The organism is Gemmatimonadota bacterium (assembly GCA_016714015.1).
Taxonomy (GTDB): Bacteria; Gemmatimonadota; Gemmatimonadetes; order Gemmatimonadales; family Gemmatimonadaceae; genus Pseudogemmatithrix.
This window is the reverse complement of sequence record JADJNZ010000004.1, coordinates 25,418-51,387: the sequence shown is the minus strand read 5'-3', so window position 1 is coordinate 51,387 and position 25,970 is coordinate 25,418. Positions and strand designations below refer to the sequence as shown.

Below are 25,970 nucleotides of genomic sequence, written 5' to 3'. Positions count from 1 at the left end.
AGCCCGGTACCCACCCCCACCTTCATCCTTCCACCTTCAGCCTTCTACTGTACCACCGGCTTCGGGATGAGCTTCGCCGCCCAGAGTCCCGAGTTGAAGTCGGTGAAGAGCACGCGGCCCTTCCACGGCATCGCGTTCATCACGAACGGCGCGTTCGGGGTGTAGGCGTCCGGGTCGTACGGCTTGAAGACGGCGATCTCGCGGTTCTGGTCGGTGAGGTTCCCCATCAGCTCGCCGGAGACGTCCACCACGCGCACACCACCGTCGTAGTACGCCTGGTACAGGATGTCGTCCTCGACGATGATGTCGTGCGACCCGTAGTCCTCGAGGTGGTAACGGCCCACCGGGAGCGGGTTGAGCGGATCGGTGAAGTCCACGATGTGCGTGTAGCCACCCGACGTCTGCGCGATGCCGTTGCGCGGCGGCTTGCCATCGGGGCCGGCGAGCGAGTACTGCGTCCCCTCCCACACGCGACCGCGGCGGCTCATCTCCTCGTCACCGATGAAGAGGTAGGTGCGGCCGGTCTTCTGCTGGAAGTACGGGTAGATCTCGTGGCCCGAGTTCACCTTGTAGGTCGTGATGAGCTTCGGCTGCTCGATCGAGCCGCCGTACCGGCCGTTGCCGACGTCCACGACCACGACGCCCACGCCGCCCTGCGCCGAGTAGGCGATGCCATCGCGGACCCAGAGGTCATGGATGCGCGCGTTCGGATGGCGGTACTCGCTCACGTACTTGGGCTTGTAGATGTCGCGCACGTCGATGATGACGTACTTGCTGCCGCCCGAGACCGCGAACAGGTAGTCGTTCTGGGCGAACATGTTGTGCACGCCGCCGGTGAGCTCCTGGTCGAACGTCGAGGCGATCTTCGGGTGCGCCGGGTCGGCGAGGTCGAGGATCACGACGCCGTTCACGCGGTTCGACGCGCCCTCGCGCGAGAGCACGCCGTAGCGGCCGTCGGGCGAGATGGTGACGTCATTGATGGTGCGGGCATCGACGCGGACCGAGTCGGTCTTGACGATGTTGTCCATGTCGGTGATGTCGAACACGATCGCCCAGCCATCGCCGCCCCAGGTGCCGACGAGCACGTAGTCGCGCCCGTTCTTGCCGGTCCACGGCCAGAGATCCGAGGTGTGCGTGGTGTTGATGTTGCCGCGGCTCGTCACCTCGATGCGCTGCCGCACGTCGCGCGGGTTCACCTGGATCGCCCACTGCGCGTACGCGCCGCCCGACTGCGCGAGCAGCGTGTAGCGACCGGGATAGTTCGCCGCGAAGCGGTCGAACTGCACCATGCCCGCGCCGCCGGGGAGACCGGCCGGGGCGATCGAATCGTCGGGCACGTAGGTGTAGCTCCACGTCACCGGCGCGTCGGCCACCACCTGCCCGTTCGCGCGGCGCGCGGTCGCCTTGAGGTGGATCACGTCGCCGGTGCGCATCTGCGACTCGGCGATGCCGATCTCGAGCTTCGCGACCGGGTTGGCGGTCACGGTGTAGCTCCGCGTCGCGCGGACCCCTTCGGCCTCGGCGGTGACCGTCACGGCCCCCGGCGCCAGCGCGGTCAGGTCGCCGAAGCGGTTGACCGTGGCGATCTTGGCATCCGACGTCCGCCAGGTGGCGGTGAGTCCGGTGCGCTCGCTGTTGTCGGCGTGGAAGCCCTTGAGCTTCTGCGACTGCGTGAGGCCGGCATAGAGCGGGCCGGCGCCGGCGGCGATCTCGATCCGCGTGAGGGCCGGCCAGGTGACGTTGATCGGGATGGTGAGCGTGACGGGGGTGTTGTTCGCCCCCATCGTCATCGCGGTCGCCTCGAACCGGCCCGCCGCCGTCGCGGTCACCTCGGTATCGGTGAACCGGACCGACCGGCTCGCCGAGCGCACCTGCACGAGGGGGTTCGGGATCTCCTTCCCTGCCGCGTCGAAGGCGCGGAACTTGATGGGCGCGGACTGCCCGGCCTTGAGCGTCAGCGACGCCGGCTCGGCGACGAGCCGCGCCGCCGCGACGGGGGCGGCACCGCCGGCCTGCTGGGCGCCCAGCGGGGCGACCGCGGCGGCGCTCAACGCGACGAGGAGGGCGTGCGTGACGATACGACGGCGCGGTGTTAACATCTTCATGGCAGAGGTGCTCCGCGGATGGTTGGCCGACTCAGCAAGGATGAGACGATGCATCGGAATCCCGTACGCCGCAACCTGACGAAGGGTTGGCTCTCCCTTCCCGCCGCGCTGGCCGCGGCCCTCCCCCTCCTCCCCCTCGGCGCGCAGGGGCCGGCCGCCGCGCCTGCCCGCCCCGCGCCGCCGACCGCGACCTACTACGTCTACGCGGGGGCCGAGAGCGCGGACAAGATCTACCGCGTCCGGTTCGGCCCGGGCGGCACCGCCGTCGAGCGGGAGATCGTCGTGGGGGAGATGGCGGCCGAGATGGAGGGCCCGCACGGCCTCGCGATCTCCGCCGACGGCCAGTTCCTCCACATGACCACCGGCCACGGCTTCCCCGACGGCAAGTACTGGGTGTACGCCCTCGGCCCCGACACGCTCGTCGCCCCGGGGGTGCTCCTCGGGGCCTTCCCGGCGTCGCTCGACGTGACCCCGGACGGCCGCTACATGTTCTCGGCGAACTTCAACCTGCACGGCGACATGGTCCCGTCGTCGCAGTCGGTGGTCTACGTCCCGACCATGACCGAGGTGGCGCGCATCGTCACCTGCACCATGCCGCACGGCAGCCGCGTCTCGCCGGACGGTCGCCTGCAGTACTCGGGCTGCATGATGGATGACCAGCTGGTGGAGATCGACACGAAGACGCTGAAGGTGAGTCGCCGCTTCTCCGTCGCGGTGGGCAAGGAAGGGCCCCTCGCGCCCGAGGGGGACGACATGCTGCAGATGTGGATCGACGGCGCGAAGCGCGTCTCGAACGGCGCGACGTCGGACCCGGCCCAGGTCGGCTATCTCGCGATGGAAGGCCACAAGATGCAGATGGAGCCGCAGACCTGCTCGCCGACCTGGGCGCAGCCGTCCGTGACCGGCGCGCACATCTACGTCGCCTGCAACAAGGCCGACGTGATCCTCGAGATCGCGCGCGACACCTGGACGGTGACGCGCAAGTTCAAGACGGGCCGCGGCCCCTACAACCTCGGCGTCTCGCCCGACGGCAAGTACCTCGTCGCCTCGCTCAAGCAGGGGAACAAGGTCGAGATCTTCGACATCGCCTCGGGCACGAGCGTCGCGCAGATCCCGACGACGAACATCCTCGCGCATGGCGTGGCGATGTCGAGCGATTCGCGCTACGCCTTCGTCACGAGCGAGGGGCAGGGTGCGATGCCGGGCCGCGTGGACGTCTTCGACCTCGCGGCGCGGGCGAAGGTCGGCACCGCCGACATCGGACAGCAGGCGAGCGGCATCGCCTTCTGGAGGATCGTGCCATGATCACTTCGCCTCAGCCGATCCCGGGGATGCGCACGAGGTCCCGCAGCCGCGCCTCGAGCGCGGCCTTCTGCGCCTCGAGCTTCGTGCGCTCCTCGGCGATCCGCGTCTCGGCCTGTGCCTTGATGCCGTCGGCGTAGGCGCGGGCCTCGCGGGCCTTCTGGTCCACGAGCGCGTCGACCTTGGCGCGCACCTGCGCCTCGGCGCGGCGCACTTCCTCGCCGAGCTGCGCCTTGAGCGCCCCCGCGACCGCGTCCGCGATGTTGGTGCGCACGGCGAGCGACGGCGCGGTCACCGAGCCCGAGAACCGCGCCTCGATCTCGACCGAATCGATCCGCGCCACGGCGCGCCAGAGCGCGTCCTCCACGAGGCGCATCGCCGGCGAGGTGGCGCGCGGCTGCGACGTGGTGTCGCGCGTCCAGGTCACCGCCGTCGACCGCCAGAGCCAGCGGCCGCCGAGCCGGTCGCCCTCGCGGGCGAGTACGAGCTCGGAGGTGCCATCACCTAGCGCGACGGTCGCGCCGAGTCCGGCGAGCGGCATGGTGGGGAGCGGGAAGCCGGAGAGGCGTGCGGCGAGCGAATCCCGCACCGGCGCGCCACGATGGTCGAGCGAGCCACTGATGCGGGCGTCGCGCGGTCCGACCTTGCCGGCCGCACGGCTCACGAGGAACCGCGTCGGCGAGCCGTAGATCGCCGGCTGCGTGGTGACACCGACGAGGCGCGCCTCGTACTCGCCCGCCGCCGCCCCCTCGCCGCCGATCGCGAGCGAGAGCTCGGCGAGGCGCGCGAGGAAGGTCGGGTAGACCTTCTCCTTCGGGAAGAGGACCGTCGTGCCGCTCGCGCGGACCCGTTCCGGTCCCTTCTGCATCTGTCGCTCGAGGCCGGGCGGGATGTACTGCTCGGCCATGTTCACCCAGTACATCACGGGCCCGACCTTCTCGGCGATGAGTCCCGAGAAGAGCTGCGGTCCGATCGCCGGGATCTCGAACGTGGGGAGACGCAACAGGCCGCGCGCATACGCGTAGTCCGTCGCACGCGCGCGGCCGATGGCCTCGACGCGGTCGCCGAGCGAATCGACGTCGGCCTTGGTGGTCGCCTCGAACGTCTTGAGCTTCGTGTTGAGCGCCTCGAGGTCGCGGAGCGTGCGGCGCACGTCCGTCACGGCCTGCCGCGCGCCGGCGATGCCGAGCGTGCGGAGGTTGGCGCTCTTGAGCCGCTTCGCGAGGGCTTCGGCCGAATCGATCGTCGGACGGGGGTCGAGGGAGCGGATGCCGCTCGTGAAGCGGTCGCGCGCCGTGTCGGCGTACGAGCGCACCGCGAGCGCCGCGCGCAGCGTCGCGAGACTCTCGGCCGAGATCGCCTCGACGTTCACCGTCTGCGTGAGCGTGGAGAGCGAGAGCGGCGGCACCTTCACCTGCGCCATCCAGTCGTCGACGATCTTCTGCACGGCGCCCGGCTCGCCGTCCTCGGGGGACGGATCACGGGGGATCGCGCCCGACGTCTTGCGCGGCGTGCCGAAGCGGATGCCGCGCGCCGCGACGGTATCGACGACGACCTTCCCTTCGAGCGCGGGCAGGATCCCGACGTCGAAGACGATCGCCTCGGCCTCGAAGAGGTTCGTCATCGGCTTCGACGGGTCGGTGACGGCGAGACCCGAGAGCGTGACGTGTCCATCGAGGACGCCGACATGCGCCTTCGCGAGATCGACCTTGGCCCCGACGGCGGCGGTGCCGCCCGCTTCGATGCCGCGTCGCACGGCGGGGTCAAGGAACAGGATGGTCCCGCCGATGACGACGGCGAGCAGGACGACGAGCGGGATGAGGGCCTTCCAGCGGATCCAGCTCATGGGCGGAACAGCTCGTACGCCTGGTACAACTTGGAGGCCTTGATGGCCTGGAAGACCTTCATCTGCTCCAGCCGGGCGAAGACGTGCTCGCGGTACTTCGCGACGAGCGCCTTGAAGACGAACGCCGCAGGGATCACGACGACCAGCCAGCAGACGAGGCTGCCGATCACGATCGAGTTGTTCAGCCGCGACCAGGCGACCACGGGCGTGTTCACGACCCACGTGAAGAATGGCGCGAGGCGGTCGTTCAGCAGGAGCGACATCCCGACGCGATCGAAGACCGGGTCGAGCGCGAACCCGACCGGCACCGCGACCGCCCACCCGAGCATGAAGCCGGGGAAGGAGACGGTCGTGAGCATGGCGATGGCCAGGACGACGAGGTTGTGCAGGCTGCCGATGGGCGTGAGCCCGAGGCAGAGCCCGAGCGCCATGCCGGCGCCGACCTGGCCGGGCGTGCCGTCGGAGTTGAGCGCCTTGATGAGCGTCTGGAGGAACTTGAGGATGAGCATCGGCTGAAAGCTGACAGGGCGGCGGGGCGACTGGAAGCCGAGGATGAGACCGCGACTGTCGGGCGAGGGTTCCCCGCCCTAGAATCTCCGGATGCCCTTCTCCCCTCGCGCCCTCCTGCTGGCGGCGATGCTCGGTCTCGCCGTCCCTCCCGTCGCGGCCCAGTCGCTGACCAAGGCCGACTCGGCCCTCGTCGGGCGGATCCTGCTCGCCGAGGACCGCCGCGACGCGACCGATCCGGCGCTCGCCGCCGGGCTGGCCCATCCGGACGCCCGCCTGCAGACCCTCGCGCGCCGGGCGATCGGCCGGACGCGGGACGCGCAGTTCGCCGCACGCGATTCCCTGCCGCGGCTCGCGCCGCCGCCGATCTGGGTCGAGCCGGCCTGGCGGCTCCGCTTCCGTGCGCTGCCCCAGCTGCGCGACGACTGCTCGGCGCTGCTCCTCGCGGCGTCCGACTCGGCGTGGCCGGTGCGCTTCCGCGCCGCCGCGCTCGCGCGGGAGAGCTGCGCCAAGGACGAGGCGCTGGTGCAGACCTTCGTCCGGTGGGTCCGGGAGCGGCCCGTGGACCTCTCGCGCCGGAAGAAGGGGGAGGTCGCCTGGCAGGGCGCCGGGAACGGGCTCGTCGCGCTCGCGCGGATCGCGCCCGACGAGGCACGCTATCGGCTGACCGACGCGATGCGCAGCGACAACTGGCACCTGCGCCAGTACGCCGCGCGGGCCGCCGCGATCCTGCGGGACACGGTGCGGCTGCGGACGCTCGCGGTCGATGCGGATGACAACGTCGCCGAAGCGGCGATCGACGGACTCGCCCGCGTGAGCGGCCATGCCGACGATGCGCTGTACCTCCGCGCGCTGGAGCGGCGCGGGGCGCAGGTGGTGCGCGCGGCCGCGGTGGCGCTGAAGGGCTCCCCCGACCCGCGGGCGGCGGCGACGGCGATGCTGACGTTCGAGAAGTGGGCGGCGCGCGCGAACGCCTCGGAGCGCGATGCGCGCGTGGCACTGCTCGCGGTCGCCGGGCAGCCGGAGACGGCGGACCGCCCGCCGCCGGTGCGCGCGACGTTGCCGCGCGAGGCCGTGGCGCTCGCGCTCGGCCAGGAGCTGCGCCTGCGGGTGACGATGCACAAGCACAGCGGCGGCGGCACCTTCACGGTGCGGCTGCGCGGTGACGTCGCGCCGATCATGGCCGCGCGGCTCTACGCGCTCGCGAAGGACGGCTACTACGACGGCCTCACCTGGCACCGCGTGGAGCACGACTTCGTGATCCAGGGCGGGAGCCCGGGCGCCAACGAGTACGTGGGGCTGCCGCAGTTCCTGCGCGACGAGCTGGGGACCGTGACGCATGCGCGCGGCACGCTCGGCATGAGCACGCGCGGCCACGACACCGGCGACGCGCAGTGGTTCGTGAACCTGCGCGACAACGCGCGCCTCGACCGCGACTACACCGTCTGGGCCGAGGTGGTGGCGGGGATCGAGGTGGTGGATGGTATCTTGGAAGGCGACCACATCGCGAAGATCCGCCCCATCAAGCCATGACCGACCCACTCCTCATCGCCAAGTCCGCCGCCGCGGAGCTCGCGCTCCTCCCGGCCCTCGCCAACCGTCACGGCCTCATCACCGGGGCGACGGGGACGGGGAAGACGATCTCGCTGCAGGTGCTCGCCGAGCGCTTCTCGCGGATCGGAGTGCCGGTGTTCGCCGCCGACGTGAAGGGCGACCTCAGCGGCCTGGCCAAGGCAGGCGTGTCGACGCCCAAGCTCGAGGAGCGCCTCGCCTCGCGCGGTCTCCCCGCCCCCGCGTTCGGCGGCTGTCCGGTGGCCTTCTGGGACGTGTTCGGCACGCAGGGGCATCCGGTGCGCGCGACCGTCTCGGACATGGGCCCGCTGCTCATCGCGCGGCTGCTCAACCTGAACGACACGCAGGAAGGGGTGCTGAGCATCGTCTTCCGCGTCGCCGACGACAACGGCCTGCTGCTGCTCGACCTCAAGGACCTGCGCGCGATGCTGCAGTTCGTGGGCGACCATGCGAGCGAGGTGAAGACGCAGTACGGCAACGTCTCGCCGGCGAGCATCGGCGCGATCCAGCGCGGGCTCCTGCAGCTGGAGGACCAGGGCGGCGATGCCTTCTTCGGCGAACCGATGCTCGACATCGGCGACCTGATGCAGACGACCGACGGCCAGGGGGTGGTGAACATCCTCGCCGCGGACAAGCTGATGGCGAACCCGCGGCTCTACGCCTGCTTCCTCCTCTGGATGCTGTCGGAGCTGTTCGAGAACCTCCCCGAGGTGGGCGACCTCGAGAAGCCGAAGCTCGTGTTCTTCTTCGACGAGGCGCACCTGCTCTTCTCCGACGCGCCGACCGCGCTGGTGGAGAAGGTGGAGCTGGTGGTGCGGCTCATCCGCTCGAAGGGCGTGGGCGTCTACTTCATCACGCAGAACCCGATCGACGTGCCCGAGCAGATCCTCGGGCAGCTCGGCAACCGCGTGCAGCATGCGCTGCGCGCCTTCACGCCGCGCGACCAGAAGGCGGTGCGCGCGACGGCCGAGACGATGCGCGCGAATCCGGGGCTCGACATCGAGAAGGCGATCCTCGAGCTGGGCGTGGGCGAGGCGCTGGTGTCGTTCCTCGACGCGAAGGGGACGCCGGGGATCACCGAGCGGGCGTGGATGTACGCGCCGGGCTCGCAGATCGGGCCGGTGACGGCCGAGGAGCGGAACGCGGCGCGCGAGCGGTCGCTGGTCGCGGGCGTGTACGAGAAGGCGGTCGATCGCGAGTCGGCGTTCGAGATGCTCAAGGCGCGCGCGGACGCGGGGGCGGCCACGTCAACTGGTGGTGGCGCCGCGGCGGGCGCCCCGATGGGTGGCACGAGCGCTCCCGCGGGTGGCGGCATGGGCGCCGGTGCGGCCGGCGCGGCGGGGGCCGTGCTCGGCGGGCTTGGCGGGTTGATCTTCGGAACGACCGGTCCGCGCGGCGGCAAGCGCGACGGGATGGTCGATCTCGTGGCGAAGAGCGCGGCGCGGACCGTGGGGAACAGCATCGCGCGCGAGTTGGTGCGCGGCGTGCTCGGGTCGCTGCTCGGCGGCGGGCGGCGACGGCGCTGACGCGCCGTCGCCCACAGGGTCAGGCGAATCCGGCCCGGGCGCGGGCGAGGAGCGCGGAGAGGGCCTCGTGCTCGCCCTCGTTGGGCAGGCTGCGGCCGAACCGATCGAGCATCATGCGCACGTTCTCGTCGGCGCGCGCGAGGAGATCGAGTCCCACGGGCGTGATCTGCACGCGCACCGTGCGGCGGTCGCGTCCGCTGCGGTCGCGCTTCACGGCCTTCGCGCGCTCGAGCTTGTCAATGAGACGCGTGATCCCCGGGGCCTCCTCGACGAGGCGATCGCGCACGGCGAGCGTGGGCAACCCCTCCGGCCCGGCGCCGCGCAGGATGCGCAGCACGTTGTACTGCGCGGGGGAGATGCCGAAGGGATCGACCGCTTGGGTGAGCGCGCGGCGAACGAGGGCCGCCGTGCGCATGATCGAGACGAACGCCTCTTCGGCGGGGCTCGACCAGGGACGGGTCTGGCGGATCTCTTCAGCGAGGGTGCGGGGGGCGTCGGCCATGGGCAATGACTAGAAGGCGAGGATCGCCGTGACGAAGAGTGTGCGTCCCGCGACCGGGAAGAGGTAACGGGTGGTGCCGTCGGTGTAGCCGTTCGCGTACGCCGTCACATCGAGCAGATTCTGCACCTGGATCCGCACCAGCGTCCCGAGGACCGGGACCCCGGCACCGACATCGACGAGCGTGAACGCCGGGATCGTCAACGTGGCGTTCCCGTCGTTCGCGAGGAACGCACGACCCACGGATCGGAACCCGATGGACAGGTCACCGTCTCCCTGACGACGCGTGAGCTGTCCGTTGACGAGCACTTCAGGCGACAGCAGCGGAGTCACATCGTGATAGGTGGTGCTTGACGCTGCATAAGTATACTCGGCGATACGTGCTTGCATACGCATCGCATTGCCGGTGAACGAGAAGCCGTATCCAAAGTTGACGCCGCCAGCGATCTCGACACCGACGCGCGACGACCGATCGACGTTCGCCCGGAGCTGGTATCCGTTGAGCGTGATCTGTCCGATCGGCGCGATCTCGTCGCGGAACCGCATCGCGAAGACGTTCAGGTCGAGGAACCCGCGCGAACGCGCGACGCGCATCCCGACCTCGAGGTCCACGAGCTGCTCCGGCCGCACTTGGGTGAGGGGCAATACGTCAGCCGCGGTGGCGGCATCGACGTCGTCCGCGCCGCCGAACAGGTCGGAGCGGGTCGGTTCGCGCCCGCTCCGGCCGAGGGAAGCGAAGACGGTCAGGTCCGGCCGCGTGCGCCAGGCGACGCCGATCTTCGGGTTCACGAAGACCCAGTCGATCGACGGCTCGCCGATCCCGGTCCCCGCGGTCGGCTGGTAGCGGAAGGCCGCACGCCGCACCTGCAGATCGCCGGTGACGTCGAACGCGCCCCGCGTCCATGTGGCCTTGGCGAAGGCGCTCTGTTCCTGCTTGTGCCCGGTGTTGTCGTAGACGCGCGTGTCGAGGTCGGGGCGGACCTTCAGGTAGTGGTCGCGCGAGTAGTCGGAGACATGCGCCCCGGTCGCGACCTCGAGGCCCGGCCGCGCGTAGCGGACGGTCGAGAGGAGCCCGACCCAGCGATGGTCGAGGTTGAAGTTCCAGAGATCGGATCCGACCACCACGTCGTAGTCACCGCCGGCGCCGTTGCGATACACGGTCGTCGTGAGGCTCGCGCGCTCGGTGAGGGCGCGCGTCCACTGGAGACTCGCCATCTCCTGATGGAAGTCGTCGCGCTCGAGCGGCGACATGGGGTTCGTGCGCGGATCGACCGCCAACTCGGCCTCGCTCGCCGCGTAGTAGGCGAGCTGCATCCGCGAGCGCCCGGCGAAGCCGGTGAACTTCACCGCATCGCGCACACCGAACCAGCCGGCACTCACGAAGGCGGAGTTGGCGCGATTCCCCGAGTGCGCGCGATAGCCATCGGTCTCCTGCGCCGACACGCGCCCGTACGCCGCGAATCCGCGGTGCAACCCGGTCACGTGCTCCACGCTCGCGCGCCGCGTGCCGAAGGAGCCGGCGGTGAGCTGGATCTCGCTCGACGCGGGCGTGGTCGCGAGCGGGAGCGACTCGAAGTTGAGCGAGCCGGCGAAGCTCGCCGTCCCGAACGCGCTCGACCCCACACCGCGCTGCAGCGTCACCGACTGCACGGAGTTCATGAGGTCGGGGACGTTCGAGAAGTAGAGGACCTGGTCCTCCGGATCGTTGAGCGGCACGCCGTCGAGCGAGATCGCGAGACGCGTCTGGTCGATGCCGCGCAGGCGGATGGAGCTGTAGCCGGAGAAGGCGCCGGCGTCGGAGGCGGCGGTGACGCTGGTGAGCCCCTGGAGCGCGAGCGGCGCGTCCTGCCCCACCTGGGTGCGCTCGATGGCCGCGCGATCGAGCGTGGTGCGCGAGGTGGGCGCGGCCGTCGTCAGGCGCGTGGCCTTCACGGTGACCGACTCGAGCGTGTCGCGCCGCGCCGTGGTGTCGGGACGCGCGCGCGCCGGCGGTGCCACCTGGGCCGCGAGCGACGCCGCGGGTGGGAGCGCGAGTGCGAGGAGGAGCAGGATGCGACGATACGACATGACCGGATGCCTCGAATGAAAGGAGTCCGGAGTGACGGGCCTCGCCGCGTGCGGTGGCTTCGACGACGAAGGCCACGCGCACCCGGCGAGCGGGTGGCGTGGCCCATGGGAAGCGGACACGACACTCGCCGCACTCCCTACGCCGGTGTTGACCGGGTCAGGTTCCAAGAGACTTTCTCAACCCCGCGTTCGCGGAGTACCCCTGGCGGCTGTGCCTCATAGTTAGCGGGGCACGCGGCGCTTTGCCAGTGCGCGCCCGATGACGATAGCTTCACCGGATGACCTTCCCTGCCCCGTCACTCGCCCGGCTCGCGTTCGTCTCCTGCGCCGTCGCCACCTTCGGTCCGTCGCTCGCGGCGCAACCGGTCGCGCCCCCTCCCTCGCCGACCGCGGCGTTGCATCGCCTCGTCGCCGCGCCCTTCTCCGGCGACAGCGCCTTCCGCACCGTCGCCTTCCTCGACCAGTACGTGCGCTGGCCGGGGAACCGCGGCTTCGACGCCTCCATCGGGCATATCGTCGAGCGCCTCGAGGCGGCGGGCTATGTGCGCGAGGACCGGGCGCGCCCCACGGACCGGATGACCTACCGCGTGGAGCGCTATCCGATGGCCGCGCCGGCGTGGGAACCGCTCGACGCCTCGCTCGCGATCGTCGGCGAGGCCGAGCCGGTGCTCCGCTTCGCGACCAATCGCAACATGCTCGCGACCAACTCGCATGCCACGCCGCCCGGCGGGGTGACGGCCGAGCTGGTCGATGGCGGGCGCGGCACGGCGGCCGAGCTCGGCCAGCTCGACGTGAAGGGGAAGGTCGTCTACGTCGAGGCGAACGTGGGGCGCGCCTTCGCCGAGGCGGTGCAACGGCGCGGCGCGCTCGGCGTGCTCGGCTATGCCCTGCCCGACTACCTGCAGCCGTCGAAGCACGTCAACTCGATACAGTTCGGCGGGGTGGCGCGCGACACCGTCGGTCGCGGATGGGGGATCGCCCTGTCGTTCGCGGCCAGGGCGCGCCTGCGCGCGGCGCTCGACGCGGCGGCGCGGAGCGGGACCCCGGTGCGGGTGCAGGTGATGACCGACGTGCGCTGGACGCCGAACGCGGTGGAACAGGCGGTCGTCGCCGACATCCGCGGGTCACGCGCGCCCGACGAGCGCTTCGTCTTCAGCGCGCATGTGCAGGAGCCGGGGGCGAACGACAACGCGTCGGGCGTGGGCGCGCAGGTGGAGATGGCCCGCGTCGCGGCGCAGCTCGTGCGCGCGGGACGCACCGACCCGGCGCGCACGATCACGTTCCTCTGGGGCCTCGAGATCCGCTCGACCGACCGCTACATCACGCAGGACTCGGTGCGCGCGCGCGGGATCCGCTGGGGCCTCTCGCTCGACATGGTGGGCGAGGACACGAAGAAGACCGGCGGCACCTTCCTCATCGAGAAGATGCCCGACCCCTCGGCGATCTGGACGCGTGGCGACGACAAGCACACCGAGTGGGGCGGCAGCCCGATCACCAAGGCGCAGCTCACGCCGCACTACTTCAATGACCTCGTGCTCGGCCGCGCGCTCGAGCAGGCGGCGACGAACGGCTGGGTGGTGCGCACCAATCCGTTCGAGGGCGGGAGCGACCACACGCCGTTCCTGCGGGCGAAGAAGCCGGGGCTCCTGCTCTGGCACTTCACCGACGAGTTCTACCACACCGATGGCGACCGCATCGACATGGTCTCGGCCGATGAGTTGCGCAACGTCGGCATCACCGCGCTGGTGTCATCGCTGGCACTCGCGACCGGCGACGGCGAGACGACGCGCGGCCTCATCGCCGAGGTCGCGCGCGCGGCGGTCGCGCGGCTCGGTGCCGAGGCGCAGCTGAGCGCCGCTGCGGTCCGCGAGGGGAAGCCGAAGGCGGCGGAGCTCGACCTGCTGGGGACCTGGGCCTCGTGGTACGAGGATGCGCTCGGGAGCTTCCGCGAGGTGGAGATCGGCGGCCCGTCGACGCGCACGAACCGTGCGATCGAGGACGCGCAACGCGCGGTGCGCGAGGCGCACGCGCTGGCGCAGCGCGCGCTGCCCTGATCGGATCGGGCGCGGTCGAGCGCGCGCTGGCACGCCTCGGTACGCGCCCGTAGTCCCCGCGCTCAGCGCGGCGCGTACCGCGCGAGCGTGGTGCGGGCGGTCGTGACCGCGTCGGGGACGGCGCTGCCGCCGCGCCGGAGCGCCTCATCGGCGGCGTCGAGTCCGCTCCGCGCGAGCTCGACGTCGGCGGCCACCTGGGCCACCGTCGCGCGCAACTGCTCGGCGAGCGGCTCCCCCTGGTCGTGCTCGCGGATGCGCGTGAGCGGATGCAGGTCGCCGGCCGCGACCTGCTCCAAGGCCTGCTGGATCCGGTAGAGCGGCCCGGCGATGCGATGGCTCGCGACGAGCACCACGAGGAAGGTCGCCACCGTGGCGAGCGCCGCGCTCACGACGCCCATCGTGATGAGGACCGGCGCGATGAGCTCGCGCACGCTCGCGGCCGTGATGGACGCGCGCTGCAGCGTGGCGCCCAGCTCGCTGTCGGTGAAGAGCCAGAGGGCGGCGGTCGCGAGGGCGAGGAGCACCAGCTGCACCGCCAGCAGCTTGCCGATGAGGGCGAGCTGGAAGCGGCGATCGATGAGCAGGCGCTTGCGTCGGGGATCGGTCATGAGCGGTTCCTCAATGGCATGACTGGCACAGCTGGCCCTTGTCGTTGCGCAGGGCCAGCGCGTAGGTCCGGTGCCGTGCTTGCCGCCGGAAGACGGCGTCGTACAAGCTCTGCGATCGCCACGCCACGCTGTCGGTGGCGGGGCGCGTGAGGTCGTGGCAGGTGCGACAGGCGATGCGCCCCTCCGAGGAGCGCGGCAACGCCGGCGAGGCGAGGGCCTGCACGGCGGCGCCGACGGGATGATGCCCGGCGGTGGTCGTCGCCCCATGGCACTGCGCGCACTGCGTGTCGCAGGCGCCGCGCGGTGCGGCGGCCGCGAGCCGCGGGTCCTCGGCGGTATGGCACTGCGCGCAGGCGGTCCGCGACGTGGCGGCGACATGCGGCGCGAGGCGTTCCTCGCGCGCGCCGAGCTGCGCCACCGCGGTGGCGGTGACGACGCTCAAGGCGAGCACGACGCGCGCCGCTACCATCGCTTGGCGATCACGTTGAAGGTCCAGCTGCGCACGGGCACGAAGGCGCGCGACTCGTCGCCGATGGCCCAGCCCACCTCGGACTTGAGCGTCACGAGGGACCCGAGATCCACGCGCACGCCGCCCATGAGGCGCCGTCCGGCGATCGCGCCGCTGATGGCGGGATCCCAGAGCGCATCACCGCCGACGTCGTCCCAGCGGAGTTGTACCAGTCCGGTGATCGTCTCGCGCAGCGTCCACGGTACCTCGGTCCCGACGTACCAGCCCGAGACGGCCCCGGTGGTCAGCCCCGCGAGGCCCTGCACCACGCGATGCTGTTGCCACTCGGCGAGCACGTTCACCGCACCGAGCCGCACCGTGAGGTCCGTCGCGACGCGTGTCGGCCACGCGCCCCTCGCGACCGTCGGTGTGGACCGAGACGCCGAGTTCGAGCGGGCGGTCGATGCCGGGGCGGAGCGTGAAGGGATTGCTGAGCGGCGTGAACCCCAGGCGCGCGCCAAGGCCGCGGCCGTTCATCCCGCCGCGCACCAGCCAGGTGGTGGCGTTCCAGCGGGCGCGCACCGCGAAGAGACGCACGCCATCGCTGTTGAGCCCGCCGTCGGCGACGAGTTCGGTGGTGAGCGGTGCCGCGCCGAAGCCGCGGTCCGGCGCGGCGAAGTAGGCCCAGTCGCCGCCGAACGGCAGGTCGAAGCGCCCTGCCTGCAAGTGCACGCCACGCTCGGCGAAGATCGCGCCGCGCGGCGCGACGCGCCCGCCGCCGACATGCAGGTCGAGGAAGCCCGCACCGAGTGCGGCGCGGTTCCCGTCGCGCACGACGGCGACGGCGCCCTGCACCGCGCGACCGAACTCGACGGTGCCGTCGAGCTCCACCGCCGCCACGCCCCAGCTGGCGCGCGGCGCGGTGCGCGGATCGCCCGCGACCTCCGCGAATCCCGCGAACGCGACCGACGACAGCACGCGTTGCCAACCGGGCGTCTGCGCGCGGCCGAGGGCCGGCACGAGCGCGAGGACCAGGAGCGCGCCGATCGCCCGGACGAGCCTCACGGATCGGCGCATGCGCGCATCACCCCTGCGACGCGTGTGCACCGGCACGTGCGCGGCGCGCGCGCCACGACGACTTGCCGCTCGCGCCCGACGCGGCACCGGGCGCGTCGGCGCGCGACGCCGGCCGCTCATGCCCGCCCTGTTGTCCCTGCAGGTGGAACGAGGCGCAGAGCTCCTCCATCGCCCGCGACTGGGACTCGAGCTCCTGCGCGGTGCTGCTCCACTCCTCGCTCGTCGCGGCGGTGCGGCGCGTGATGTCGCTCGCGTGGGTGATGCCCTCGCTGACGCCCTGCATCTCGTGCTTCTGCGTCTCGCTCGCCTCGGCGATGCGCGTGAAGCGCTCGCTGGTCTCGACCACACGCTCGCGGATCTCCTCCAGGCGACGGGTCACGGCGGCAGCCGCCACGGCGCCGCGCTTGGAGCGGTCGGCGGCCTGTTCGATGAGCGCCGAGGTGCCCTTGGCCGCCTCGGCGGAGCGGCTCGCGAGCGCCCGCACCTCCTCGGCGACGACGGCGAAGCCGCGGCCAGCCTCGCCGGCACGCGCCGCTTCGACGGCCGCGTTGAGCGCGAGGAGGTTGGTCTGGAACGCGATCGCGTCGATCGTCTTCACGATCGCGGCGGTCTCGCGCGTCCCCTGTTCGATCTCGGCGACGGCGAGTCGGAGCGCCTCGGCCTCGTTGGCTCCGGCGACGGCCTGGTCGCGGGCGAGGTCGGCGAGTGCGGCGGCCTCCTTGGCTTCGGTGGCCGAGAGCTGCGCGGTGCGCGCGGCCTCGCTGAGGCCGCGGGCGGCGCCGTCGATGGTGGCCGTCTGGTCGGAGGCGGACGACGCGAGGTCGAGGCTGCCCGAGGCGATCTGCGCCGCGCCGGAGCGCACCTCGACCGCGTTGTTCGCGACGTCGGTGATGGCGGCGTGCAGCTGCGCGACCGCGTCGTTGAACGCCACCTGTACGCGCTGGTACTCGCTCTCGTAGGTGCCGGTGATGCGCACGGTGAGGTCGCGCCGGGCGACGGCCTCGAGGGCCTGCGCCGACTCGGTGAGGAAGGCGACGGCCTCCTCGTGGTCCTGCGCGGCGCGCTGGCCCTGGTCGAGGGCGGCGACCGTCTGGTTCATCGCGTGGGCGAGCTCGCCGAAGGCGCCCGGATAGGTGCCCTCGGGGATGCGGACGTCGTAGCGCCCCTGCTGCGCCGAGCGCATGAGGTGCGTGACGTCGGTGACCACGTGGCGCAGGTGGTCGGTGACGGCGGCGAAGGCGATCATCGCCTCGCCGAGTTCGTCCCCGCGGGGTTCGGACGAGAGGGTCGCACTGATGTCGCCGGCCGCGACCGTGTGCGCGGTCGTGGTGAGCTCCTGCAACGGGATGCGCATCCGCTCGAGCGTGCGGTTGGCCGTGAAGCCGATGCCGCCGAGCGCGAGGAGCAGCAGCGCGGCGACCTGGTAGTAGGCGAGACGCTCGCTGGACTCGGCCGCGGCCTGCACGCCGTTCGCCACCTCGGCGATGACGTCGCCGAACGCCTCGAGTTCGTTCTCGAGCGCGGAGTAGTCGATCATGAACCCCGCCACGAGCGCCTCCGCCTCGGCGTTCGTCGTGCCGCCGGCCTTGGCCGCGATCTCGCGGCCGGCTGTCGTGTACTTCCGCACGCGCGGTCCGACGTTGGTGAGGCCGGACCGGATCCCCGGGTGGTCGGTGAGGCTGGCGACCTCCGCGAGCGAGGCGTCGAACGTCTCGGCGTGCGCGGCGACATCCTGCCGCGCGGCCTCGAGGGCGATCGAGGCGTCGGGCCCGCTCGCCCGCAACGCCGCGAGGATGTCCGCGCGGATGGCGTCGTGCATCATGTCCGCGCGCATGGTCGCGCGCTGGACCTGCGCGAGGGCATTGAGGCGTTCCGTCGCTTCGACGGCGTGGTTGAGCGAGAAGAAGCTCGCGGCGCCGATGAGGACCGAGGCGCCGAGGCCGAGGGCCGTCAGGAGATGGATGCGCTGGCGGAAGGTCACGGGAATCATGAGGAGGAGGGCGGACGGACTTCGGACTCGTACCGTGAGTATCGGACGGAGGGGAGAATCCCTGACCCCCCGGTAAGGGGCCAATGGCACCCCCCCGTGCCACATCAAGTCCGATTCGTGCCAGTCGATACTGAGCAGTGAGCAGAGACGCCTCGCCCGGGGCGGCCTCGACCACACCCTTCGTCCCCACGCCCTTCCATATGGAACTCGCCCGCGCCGCCTTCTCCGCCTTCAAGGCCGGCTCCGCCCCCCTCGCCTCCGTCTACGAGGCGATCTGCAAGGACATCACCACGCACGTCGGCGCGACGCGGGCCAGCGTCTGGCGGATGGACACGACCGGCCTGCGGTCGTCGATCACGAGCGTCTGCCTTCACGACACCCGCGACGGGTCGTTCTCGTCCGGCGTGACGCTGACCGAGGAGGCGTTCCCCGAGTACTTCGAGGCGATCACGAGCGACCTGCGCATCGTGGCGCCGGACGCCATCACGCACCCCGCGACCTCGTGCTTCGACGAGGTCTACTTCACCCCGCTCGACATCCGCTCGCTCCTCGACTTCGTCGTGCTCGACAAGGGGCAGCCGGTCGCGGTGCTCTGCTGCGAGCATTGCGCCGAGCAGAAGCAGTGGACGCAGCAGGACCTCGACTACCTGCAGGCGATCGCCACCGTCGTCGGATTCACGATGAAGGCGAGCGCGAAGGTCGCGGCCTGACCCACCCGCTGGTGCACACCCGGAGCTGACCCGATGGCCGACTCAGACGCCCCGCAGTCACGCGAAGCACGCACCCCGTGGCTCGACCGCTGGTTGCTCGATGCGATGCGCCAGCAGGGGCACGCGTCGGTCGACCGCCTGCGCGCCGCGCCGACGGCGTGGGAAGCGCTCGAGACCGCCGGCGCGACCACGGAGGAGCTGCTCGAGACGGCCTCGGCGATCGCCGGGTGCAACCGTGCCGACCTGTCGAAGGTCTCCAAGACGACGGCCGCCCTGCTCAAGCAGAGCCTGGCCGTCCGCTACGCCGTCGTGCCGGTCCGCGAGGAGGGCCCGGTCCTCGAGGTCGCGACGGCGAACCCGCTCGCGCCGCATCTGGAGCGCGACCTCTCGTTCGCGTCGGCCCGGCAGATCCGGATCACCGTCGCGCCCCCGGGCGCGATCCGCGCCGCGCACGAGCGCGTCTACGGCGGCCGCGCCTCGACCGCCGTCACGGTGCAGCGCCTCGAGTGGATGATCCGCGAGGGCCCGATCGGACCGCGGTCGATCCCGTCGCGTGGCGCGGTGGTGGACTCGCTCGACCGTCTCATCGCCGACGCGCTCGACCAGCGGGCGAGCGACATCCACTTCGAGCCGAAGGACGACGACCTGCTCGTCCGCTTCCGCGTGGACGGCGTGCTGCACGACGTCACGCGCGTGGGGCCCGACGTCTCGCCGCTCCTCATGAGCCGCCTGAAGATCCTCGGCGGCCTCGACATCGCCGACCGGCGGCGCCCGCAGGACGGCCGCGCCTCGACGAAGTTCGACGGGCGCGTGGTGGACCTCCGCATCTCGACGCTGCCGCTCGGCGACCGCGCCGAGAAGGCGGTGGTGCGCCTGCTCGACGCGCACAACGCGACGCACGGGCTCGGCCAGCTCGGCTTCCTCCCCGGCGAAGCCCACCGGGTGGAGCAGCTCCTCAAGCAGAACGAGGGGATGGTGCTCGTCACCGGTCCCACGGGCTCGGGCAAGACGACGACGCTCTACGCCGCGATCGAGCACAACCGGTCGGCCGAGACGAACATCGTCACGGTCGAGGACCCGATCGAGTACCACCTCGAGGGGATCAACCAGGTCCAGGTGAACGAGAAGGCGGGCCTTGGCTTCGCCGCGGCGCTGCGGTCGATCGTGCGCCAGGACCCGGACATCATCCTCGTCGGCGAGATCCGCGACGCCGAGACCGCGGCGATCGCGGTGAAGGCCGGCCTCACCGGCCACCTCGTGCTCTCGACGCTGCACACGATCGACGCGCCGTCGGCGATCGAGCGCCTCGCCGACATCGGCGTGGAGATGGGCGCCCTCGCGGGCGCGCTCAAGGGCGTGATCGCGCAACGCCTGGTGCGGCGCCTCTGCGAGGCCTGCTGCCAGCCGGTCGCGCTCGCCGACCTCCCGGCCAACCAGCAGATGCTGCTGATGGGCAAGCGCGGGGACAAGCTGCGCCGCGCGGTGGGCTGCGAGGCGTGCCGTGGCACGGGATACCGCGGCCGGATGGTGGTGACCGAGGTGCTGCTCGTGAACGACGAGCTGCGCACGGCGATCGCGCGGCGCGCGGGCCGCGTGGAACTCGTCGAGATGTCGAAGCGCGCGGGCATGATCTCGATGTTCGAGGCCGGGATGCGGCGCGTGCTCGAGGGGCTCACGTCGCTGGGCGAGGTGCTCGACAACGTGCCGGCGCCGATGGTGGAGATCCCCGCCGAGCAGAACGACGTGGACGCGGTGGTCGCGCGGATGCTCGGCCGACCGATGCCGGAGGGGAGCGCTGCGCCGGCGGCCGCGCCCGAGCCGCCGTCGGGGACGACGGTGGTGATCGCGCCGGCGCGTCCGAACCAGATCACCATCCAGGCCCGTCCCACGCGCCTGCTCCCGGGCGATGCGCCGCGGGTGCTCGTGGCCCTCGACTCGCGCGACGAGCGCCGCGCGGTGCGTGCCGCGCTGGAGGAGGTCGGCTGCGCGGTGATCGAGGTGGCGGACGGCGACGCGGGGCTGCTCTACGCGCGACGCCTGCGGCCGGACCTCGTGGTGACGGAGCTGGTGCTGCCGCGGCTCGACGGGCACGCGCTCGCGCAGGCGCTCATGCTCGAGTCGGGCCCGCCGGTCATCGCCTTCACGGTCCAGACCGACGCCGCGGTGCACGACTGGGCGATCGACTGCGGCTGCGCCTCGGTGATCCAGGCGCACGAAGGGGTCGAGACGCTGGCCACCGCGGTCCGCGGGGCGCTGGAGGCGTCGTCACCGTCGCTGCGGCTCGCGATCTGACACCGCGAACCGCGTTCACCACAGAGGACACAGAGGGCACAGAGAGGGGCGGAGAACCGCCTTCTGAGGGGGGCGTGACGGGGAGATCCGGCTGTCACGCCCCCTTGCCGTGAAGTTATCCGCCGTTCTCTGTGCCCTCTGTGTCCTCCGTGGTGACCGTCGTTCCGGCCCGCAAGACCACCCGGCCGGCCGGTCAGGGGGCGGCCGATTGTGCGGAGCGGTACCGGACATGAGATTTGTCCGACCCTCCCCACGGACCGATGGCCAGTTTCTACCTGACGTTCCTCGTGCTCGGCGCGCTCGTGCTGCTGCTCCAGCTCGTGCTGGGGCTCACCGGCATCGACGGCGACGGCCTCCTCGATGACGGGGACGGCGATGGCTCCGACGGACTCGACCTCTTCACCGTCCGCGCGCTCAGCGCCGCCGCCGCCGCCTTCGGCGTGGTCGGCCTCGGGCTCATGCAGTTCGGCCTGGGCGGCTGGCTCGCGTTCCCCGTCGCGCTCGTCGCCGCGATCGCCGCCGCGGTGAGCGTCGCCGCGACCATCCGCTCGCTGCACCGCCTCGAGCAGGACCGCAGCTTCAAGCTCGAATCCGCGATCGGCCTGCAGGCCACCGTCGCGCTCGGCATCCCGGGCGAACGCTCCGGCGAGGGGAAGGTGCATCTCATCGCCCATGACCGGTTCCAGGAGTTCACCGCCGTGACCGCGGAGGCGGAGATCCCCTCGGGGACCTCCGTCCACGTGATCGATGTGCAGTCGCCCGACACGCTCGTCGTCGCCCGTCGCCTCTCCCTCCTCGAGGAGTCCCATGACCCCCGGTAGCGCCTTCTTCCAGATCGACGCCAGCATCCTGAACGACCTCAACCTGCTCGGCGTGGTCGGGCCGATCCTCGGGGCGTTGGTCGTGGGCGGCATCACGGTGCTGTTCGTCTCGCGCTACCGGCGCTGCCCGGCGAACAAGGTGCTCGTGATCTCCGGCCGCGTGGGCGGCGATGGCGCGGCCAAGTGCATCTCCGGCGGCGGCGCGTTCGTCTGGCCGGTGATCCAGGAGTACGCCTACCTCTCGCTGGAGCCGATCCAGATCGACATCCCGCTCAAGGATGCGCTCTCGCTCGAGAACATCCGCGTGGCGGTGCCGTCGGTCTTCACGGTGGCGATCGGCACCGAGGCCGAGGTGCGGCAGAACGCGGCGGTGCGCCTCCTCGGGCTGGGGCACGACCAGATCAAGCGGCAGGCGCAGGACATCATCTTCGGACAGCTGCGGCAGGTGATCGCGTCGATGAACATCGAGCAGATCAACCGCGACCGCGAGAGCTTCCTGCACCGCATCCTCACGTCGCTGGAGCCGGAGCTCAAGAAGATCGGGCTCGTGCTCATCAACGTGAACATCACCGACCTCAAGGACGACTCGGGCTACATCGAGGCGATCGGCAAGAAGGCCGCGGCGATGGCGGTGCAGCAGGCGCGCGGCGACGTGGCCGACCAGGAGAAGCTGGGCGAGGTGCGCGTGGCGGAGGCGGAGCGCGAGCGGTCGGTGCAGGTGGCGAGCGCGGTGAAGTTCCGCGAGATCGGCATCCGCGAGGCGGACCGCGACAAGCTCGTGCGGCTGGCCGAGATGGAGAAGGAGCAGCGGGTGGGCGAGCAGACGGCGGCGCTCCAGCGCGACACGCTCATCAAGGAGGCGGAGCGGCTGCAGGCGGTGCGCATGGCCGAGCTCGACAAGGAGCAGCAGGTCGGCGAGCAGAAGGCGGCGTTCGAGCGCGACGCGATGATCAAGGACGCGGAACGGGCGCGCCGCGTGGCCGTGGCCGAGGCGGAAGCGAAGGCGATCGACGGCGAGGCGACCTCGCTCGCGCTGGTCGCGAACACGCGCGCGACGCTCCAGGTGCGCGAGGCCGAGGCCTACCAGCTGTCCGAGACGAAGAAGCGCGAGGCGGAGGGCGCGGTGCAGGAGGCGGGCTTCCGCGCGATGGCGCGCGCCGCGCTCGCCGACGCCGAGCGCGTCGAGGCGGAGCAGCGCGCGAAGTACGAGGCCACCGCGAAGGCGGCGAAGGCGACGACGATCGTCGAGGCCGAAGCGGAGGCCGAGAAGGTGCGGATCGGCGCCGAGGCGGAGGCGCGGGCGATCTACATCAAGCTGGAGGCCGAGGCGCGCGGCCAGTACGAGATCATGTCCAAGAAGGCGGAGGCGATGAAGGAACTCGTCGCCGCGGCGGGCGGGGCGAAGGAGGCCTTCCAGCTCATGATGGTCGAGCACCTGGACACGCTCGCCGAGACCTCGGCCAAGGCGATCTCGAACATCAAGTTCGACAAGGTGGTGGTGTGGGACTCCGGGCAGGGCGGCAAGGGGGGCGCGAGCGGCTTCCTGCAGAGCATGGCGGGGACGTTGCCGCCCATGATGAACGTCCTGCGCGACATCGCGGGCGTGGAGCTGCCGGGATACGTCGCCAAGCTCTCGGATGCGGAGGCGCCTGCTCCTCCTGCTCCCGTCGTCGCGTCTGCGCCGCTCGAGTCGGAGGCTCCTGCCAAGAAGCGCTGACGCGCTCCTCTGGCTGCCGCGCGCGCGGTCGGGCGCCGCAGCCTCCGCTGCGCGAACCCACGCGCGCTTTACGCTGCGAGCCTCGCGCAACGGCGCGCGAGTCTCTTGCTACGCGCGAGGGTTCGCTTCGGCGGTGGCTCGCGGCGCCCGACCTGGCAGAGTCCCAGGAGTGCGCGATGCGGGGGGAGGCTGCGCCCCGACAGGAGCGGCGCGCGCCAGTGGGTGAGTCAGTCAGGAGCCGCCGTCGCTCTGACGCGAGACGAGTGGCGCGGAGCCGGCTTGCTACACGACGCGCTGTGCTGGTGTCGAGCGGACCCGCGATCCCGGCAGGGCGGCGTGCGGGGTGCCCCCGAAGCCGACCCTCGCGCGTAGCAAGAGACTCGCGCGCCGTTGCGCGAGGCTCGCAGCGTCAAGCGCGCGTGGGTCGGCGAAGGGGGTACCCCGCTCGCCGCCCCGCACACCGACCCACGAGCCGAAGCGCCGGACCTACCGCCGGAACAGGTACGACAGCTTGAGGAACACCGCGTCGGTCTGGCGCGCGAGGTGCTGGTACCGGAACGGCTCCGGCTCGAGCATGCGCGCGCCGTAGCCGAGGTAGATCACCGTGCCCGGCTGCGGCGTGTACGCGAGCAGCACGTCACCGCTCAGGCGGTTGACCTGCCCCGCCGTCGTGCGCACGTAGACCCCGTTCCGGTCGCGCTGGAGGAGCGGGAAGTTCGTGCGCGAGTCGTCGCGCAGCGCGTCGGTCGCCGAGGCCACGTACTCGCCGATGAGGCGCACGAAGAAGGGCCGCGAGACCTGGTACTCGAGCTTGAGGCGCGGGTTGCGCGTGATCCCCACGAGCGAGTGGTCGGTGCGGCGCTTGTACTCCTGGATCTGGTAGGTCGCGTCGATGCGGATCCGCTCCGAGGGCCGCGCATTGATCGAGAGCTGCGCGTAGAGGATGTCCGCCGAGGCCCACTCGAAGAAGTTCTCGTCCACGCCCCACACGAACGAGCCGCTCGCCTGGAGGTACTTGAAGCGCGGCGAGGTGAAGCTCGCCACCCAGTCGTGGTTGGGGAGGCGCGGCGTGCCGACGAACGGCAGCGTGTCGAGCCCGCCCAGGCCGTCCGGCGCCTCGATGCGATACAGGTCCTGGTAGAAGGTCGGATCGTACCCGAAGGTCTCCACGAGCAGCGACCCGCCGATCGTCCAGCCGCCGCGGAACTGCGTGCTGGTGTTGAAGTGCATCTTCTTGTCGCGCGCATCGCCGCGCTGCATGAACCGGTCGTAGTTCCAGGTGCCGTCGAAGAGCATGCTGTACGAGAAGGTCTCGATGCGCGAGCCCCGCTCGAAGAACCAGGTGTAGCGCGGCGCGACGTTGGCGTGGACCTCGCCCGGGCGCGAGATGAACCCCGAGCGCGTCACGAAATCGGGATCGATGCCGCTGAAGACCCCGCGCACGCCGAAGGCGCGGCCGTCGCGCGCCAGGTTCGCCTGGAAGAGCGGCGCCGTGGTGACGAGGCCGTTCACCGCGTTGCGCGCGGCGGCCACCTGGAACGAGCCCGAGTAGATCCGGTTGGTCACCGCGCGCCCGTCGAGGCTGACCACGCGGTTGCTCGCGTCGCCGTCGATCCGGTCGGTGTAGGTGAGGCCGAGGCGGGACTGCGCGCCGAGATCGCGCGAGACGCGCAGGATGTTGAAGAACGGGTTGTCGCCGGTGGCCGACGTGGTGCGGTCGTCCAGCGCGGTCATGTACGCGACGTTGGTCGAGCCCATCTTCCCCGCCACCTTCGCCGCCGCCTCGGGGCGGACCATCCGCCGCGTGTAGACGAGGTTGTTGGGCGTCTGGAACTGCTCGATGCCGTCGATGAAGAACGGCCGCCGCTCGGGGAAGAAGACCTGCCGCCGCGGGTCGAAGTTGACCTGGTTGACGTCCGCCTCGACCTGCGAGAAGTCGGGATTGAACGTGCCGTTGAACGTGAGGTTGTTGGTGATGCCCCACCGCACCGTCGCGCCCAGCTGCGGCTTGCCGGTGGTGTAGTCCCACGCCGAGGCGCCGGGGGCGCCGTCCACGCGGTCGGTGAGCTCGGGGGTCACGTCGAGCACGAGCCCGCGGTGCAGGTCGGTCAGCCCCGCGAGCGTGCCAGACTGCGCGAGGAAGCTCGCGTTGCCGCGTGTGGCCGGCGTCCAGCTGTCCTCGTAGTTGGAGTGCTGCACGCGCCGCACCACGTTGAAGCCCCATGTCTGCTCGGCGACCGACTGGAAGCGCAGGCTCTTGAACGGGATCGTCACCTCGATCTCGTAGCCCCACTCGGTGAGGCGGCCCTTCGAGGTGAAGACGTAGTCCTGCGAGAGGTCGGCGCTCTCGCGCGCGGCGCTCGCCCCGCCGCTCATGAAGCTGCCGCCCGACCGGCCCTGCTCCACGAGTGACCCGTCGGCCTGGATCCCGAGCGGGTTCACCGCGAACATCACCGCCTGCCGCCCGTCATTGAACGTCCCGATGAGGAACTGCACCTGGTCGTCGGTGCCGATGCGGTCGCGCTCGGCGAGCGTCGCGCGGACGTTGCCGTGCGGCTCGTAGGCGCGCACGCCGAAGTGGATCGCGGTGGCGGAGTACCAGACGAGGACCTGCGTGGAGTCGGCGGCGGCGATGCCGTCCTGCGGCGAGAACTGCGAGAAGCCGGTGAGCAGCGCGGCCTGCTTCCAGACGGCCTCGTCGAGCTTGCCGTCCACCACGATCTCGGCGGCGGCACGGGGCGGCTTGACCTTCGTCTCGCCCGCGCGACCATTGTGGACCGGCGGATCAGCGACGACGAGCGCGAGCAGCAGCGGGATGGCGAGCATCTC

At 71.4% G+C, this 25,970-nt stretch carries 18 protein-coding genes and 1 riboswitch; of the genes, 8 read left to right on the top strand and 10 right to left on the bottom strand.

Annotated elements, in window-relative coordinates; all coding sequences use genetic code 11:
- Positions 1–44: 44 nt before the first annotated feature.
- Positions 45–2,105, bottom strand: a complete 2,061-nt coding sequence (locus tag IPJ78_07495) for an Ig-like domain-containing protein (GenBank protein MBK7906392.1) — start codon at positions 2,103–2,105, stop codon at positions 45–47.
- A 48-nt stretch (positions 2,106–2,153) separates the two neighbouring features.
- On the opposite strand from IPJ78_07495, the gene IPJ78_07490 reads away from it, so the two are divergent.
- A complete protein-coding gene (locus IPJ78_07490; GenBank protein MBK7906391.1) occupies positions 2,154–3,410 on the top strand; it encodes a YncE family protein in 1,257 nt (418 codons plus the stop codon).
- Between the two features lie 10 nt (positions 3,411–3,420).
- Here IPJ78_07490 and IPJ78_07485 read toward each other — a convergent pair whose 3' ends face one another.
- Positions 3,421–5,253 (bottom strand): TIGR03545 family protein, encoded by a 1,833-nt coding sequence (locus IPJ78_07485; GenBank protein ID MBK7906390.1) that lies wholly within the window; start codon positions 5,251–5,253, stop codon positions 3,421–3,423.
- Positions 5,250–5,762, bottom strand: a complete 513-nt coding sequence (locus IPJ78_07480; protein ID MBK7906389.1) for a TIGR03546 family protein — start codon at positions 5,760–5,762, stop codon at positions 5,250–5,252. Before IPJ78_07480 ends, IPJ78_07485 begins: the two co-directional genes overlap by 4 nt.
- Positions 5,763–5,853: 91 nt before the next feature.
- Between IPJ78_07480 and IPJ78_07475 the strand changes: the two genes are divergently transcribed.
- Both IPJ78_07475 and IPJ78_07470 read left to right on the top strand, forming a co-directional pair.
- Positions 5,854–7,293 (top strand): peptidylprolyl isomerase, encoded by a 1,440-nt coding sequence (locus tag IPJ78_07475; GenBank protein ID MBK7906388.1) that lies wholly within the window; start codon positions 5,854–5,856, stop codon positions 7,291–7,293.
- Positions 7,290–8,858, top strand: coding sequence for a DUF853 family protein (locus IPJ78_07470; GenBank protein ID MBK7906387.1), 1,569 nt, complete (start codon positions 7,290–7,292; stop codon positions 8,856–8,858). The genes IPJ78_07475 and IPJ78_07470 overlap by 4 nt, the downstream gene beginning before the upstream one ends.
- A 19-nt stretch (positions 8,859–8,877) precedes the next feature.
- On the opposite strand, the gene IPJ78_07465 is transcribed toward IPJ78_07470, so the two are convergent.
- Positions 8,878–9,360: a winged helix DNA-binding protein gene (locus IPJ78_07465; protein MBK7906386.1), complete on the bottom strand. Its 483-nt coding sequence runs from the start codon at positions 9,358–9,360 to the stop codon at positions 8,878–8,880.
- Between the two features lie 9 nt (positions 9,361–9,369).
- The gene (locus IPJ78_07460; GenBank protein MBK7906385.1) at positions 9,370–11,424 is read right to left on the bottom strand and encodes a TonB-dependent receptor; all 2,055 of its coding nucleotides are present in this window, start codon (positions 11,422–11,424) and stop codon (positions 9,370–9,372) included.
- Positions 11,425–11,540: 116 nt separating this feature from the next.
- Positions 11,541–11,638: riboswitch (TPP riboswitch) on the bottom strand.
- A 64-nt stretch (positions 11,639–11,702) separates the two neighbouring features.
- Here IPJ78_07460 and IPJ78_07455 point away from each other — a divergent pair.
- Positions 11,703–13,478 (top strand): M28 family peptidase, encoded by a 1,776-nt coding sequence (locus tag IPJ78_07455; protein MBK7906384.1) that lies wholly within the window; start codon positions 11,703–11,705, stop codon positions 13,476–13,478.
- Positions 13,479–13,540: 62 nt separating this feature from the next.
- Here IPJ78_07455 and IPJ78_07450 read toward each other — a convergent pair whose 3' ends face one another.
- From IPJ78_07450 to IPJ78_07435, 4 genes are all read right to left on the bottom strand, one after another.
- The gene (locus IPJ78_07450; GenBank protein ID MBK7906383.1) at positions 13,541–14,086 is read right to left on the bottom strand and encodes a hypothetical protein; all 546 of its coding nucleotides are present in this window, start codon (positions 14,084–14,086) and stop codon (positions 13,541–13,543) included.
- A 10-nt stretch (positions 14,087–14,096) separates the two neighbouring features.
- Complete coding sequence (locus IPJ78_07445) at positions 14,097–14,555, bottom strand: hypothetical protein (protein ID MBK7906382.1); 459 nt, start codon at positions 14,553–14,555, stop codon at positions 14,097–14,099.
- A gap of 177 nt (positions 14,556–14,732) precedes the next feature.
- On the bottom strand, positions 14,733–15,611 hold the full coding sequence (locus IPJ78_07440; GenBank protein ID MBK7906381.1) for a hypothetical protein: 879 nt from the start codon (positions 15,609–15,611) through the stop codon (positions 14,733–14,735).
- 7 nt (positions 15,612–15,618) lie between these two features.
- Positions 15,619–17,601, bottom strand: a complete 1,983-nt coding sequence (locus IPJ78_07435; protein MBK7906380.1) for a HAMP domain-containing protein — start codon at positions 17,599–17,601, stop codon at positions 15,619–15,621.
- 137 nt (positions 17,602–17,738) lie between these two features.
- Here IPJ78_07435 and IPJ78_07430 point away from each other — a divergent pair, with 137 nt between their 5' ends.
- The 4 genes from IPJ78_07430 to IPJ78_07415 all read left to right on the top strand — a co-directional run bounded on the left by IPJ78_07430 (position 17,739) and on the right by IPJ78_07415 (position 23,141).
- On the top strand, positions 17,739–18,311 hold the full coding sequence (locus tag IPJ78_07430; GenBank protein MBK7906379.1) for a GAF domain-containing protein: 573 nt from the start codon (positions 17,739–17,741) through the stop codon (positions 18,309–18,311).
- Between the two features lie 33 nt (positions 18,312–18,344).
- Positions 18,345–20,603 (top strand): type II/IV secretion system protein, encoded by a 2,259-nt coding sequence (locus IPJ78_07425; protein MBK7906378.1) that lies wholly within the window; start codon positions 18,345–18,347, stop codon positions 20,601–20,603.
- Between the two features lie 260 nt (positions 20,604–20,863).
- Positions 20,864–21,424, top strand: a complete 561-nt coding sequence (locus IPJ78_07420; GenBank protein ID MBK7906377.1) for a hypothetical protein — start codon at positions 20,864–20,866, stop codon at positions 21,422–21,424.
- Positions 21,411–23,141: a flotillin family protein gene (locus tag IPJ78_07415; protein MBK7906376.1), complete on the top strand. Its 1,731-nt coding sequence runs from the start codon at positions 21,411–21,413 to the stop codon at positions 23,139–23,141. The genes IPJ78_07420 and IPJ78_07415 overlap by 14 nt, the downstream gene beginning before the upstream one ends.
- Before the next feature lie 486 nt (positions 23,142–23,627).
- On the opposite strand, the gene IPJ78_07410 is transcribed toward IPJ78_07415, so the two are convergent.
- Positions 23,628–25,967 (bottom strand): carbohydrate binding family 9 domain-containing protein, encoded by a 2,340-nt coding sequence (locus IPJ78_07410; GenBank protein ID MBK7906375.1) that lies wholly within the window; start codon positions 25,965–25,967, stop codon positions 23,628–23,630.
- Positions 25,968–25,970 lie beyond the last annotated feature (3 nt).

What these genes read in the sequence shown, in the direction of transcription:
- IPJ78_07435 (MBK7906380.1), bottom strand. Translation starts at nt 17,601, where the DNA reads ATGATTCCCGTGACCTTCCGCCAGCGCATCCATCTCCTGACGGCCCTC.
- IPJ78_07445 (MBK7906382.1), bottom strand. Translation starts at nt 14,555, where the DNA reads ATGGTAGCGGCGCGCGTCGTGCTCGCCTTGAGCGTCGTCACCGCCACC.
- IPJ78_07425 (MBK7906378.1), top strand. Translation starts at nt 18,345, where the DNA reads ATGGCCGACTCAGACGCCCCGCAGTCACGCGAAGCACGCACCCCGTGG.
- IPJ78_07490 (MBK7906391.1), top strand. Translation starts at nt 2,154, where the DNA reads ATGCATCGGAATCCCGTACGCCGCAACCTGACGAAGGGTTGGCTCTCC.
- IPJ78_07455 (MBK7906384.1), top strand. Translation starts at nt 11,703, where the DNA reads ATGACCTTCCCTGCCCCGTCACTCGCCCGGCTCGCGTTCGTCTCCTGC.
- IPJ78_07410 (MBK7906375.1), bottom strand. Translation starts at nt 25,967, where the DNA reads ATGCTCGCCATCCCGCTGCTGCTCGCGCTCGTCGTCGCTGATCCGCCG.
- IPJ78_07495 (MBK7906392.1), bottom strand. Translation starts at nt 2,105, where the DNA reads ATGAAGATGTTAACACCGCGCCGTCGTATCGTCACGCACGCCCTCCTC.
- IPJ78_07420 (MBK7906377.1), top strand. Translation starts at nt 20,864, where the DNA reads ATGGCCAGTTTCTACCTGACGTTCCTCGTGCTCGGCGCGCTCGTGCTG.
- IPJ78_07440 (MBK7906381.1), bottom strand. Translation starts at nt 15,611, where the DNA reads ATGCGCCGATCCGTGAGGCTCGTCCGGGCGATCGGCGCGCTCCTGGTC.
- IPJ78_07485 (MBK7906390.1), bottom strand. Translation starts at nt 5,253, where the DNA reads ATGAGCTGGATCCGCTGGAAGGCCCTCATCCCGCTCGTCGTCCTGCTC.
- IPJ78_07475 (MBK7906388.1), top strand. Translation starts at nt 5,854, where the DNA reads ATGCCCTTCTCCCCTCGCGCCCTCCTGCTGGCGGCGATGCTCGGTCTC.
- IPJ78_07415 (MBK7906376.1), top strand. Translation starts at nt 21,411, where the DNA reads ATGACCCCCGGTAGCGCCTTCTTCCAGATCGACGCCAGCATCCTGAAC.
- IPJ78_07450 (MBK7906383.1), bottom strand. Translation starts at nt 14,086, where the DNA reads ATGACCGATCCCCGACGCAAGCGCCTGCTCATCGATCGCCGCTTCCAG.
- IPJ78_07470 (MBK7906387.1), top strand. Translation starts at nt 7,290, where the DNA reads ATGACCGACCCACTCCTCATCGCCAAGTCCGCCGCCGCGGAGCTCGCG.
- IPJ78_07460 (MBK7906385.1), bottom strand. Translation starts at nt 11,424, where the DNA reads ATGTCGTATCGTCGCATCCTGCTCCTCCTCGCACTCGCGCTCCCACCC.
- IPJ78_07480 (MBK7906389.1), bottom strand. Translation starts at nt 5,762, where the DNA reads ATGCTCATCCTCAAGTTCCTCCAGACGCTCATCAAGGCGCTCAACTCC.
- IPJ78_07465 (MBK7906386.1), bottom strand. Translation starts at nt 9,360, where the DNA reads ATGGCCGACGCCCCCCGCACCCTCGCTGAAGAGATCCGCCAGACCCGT.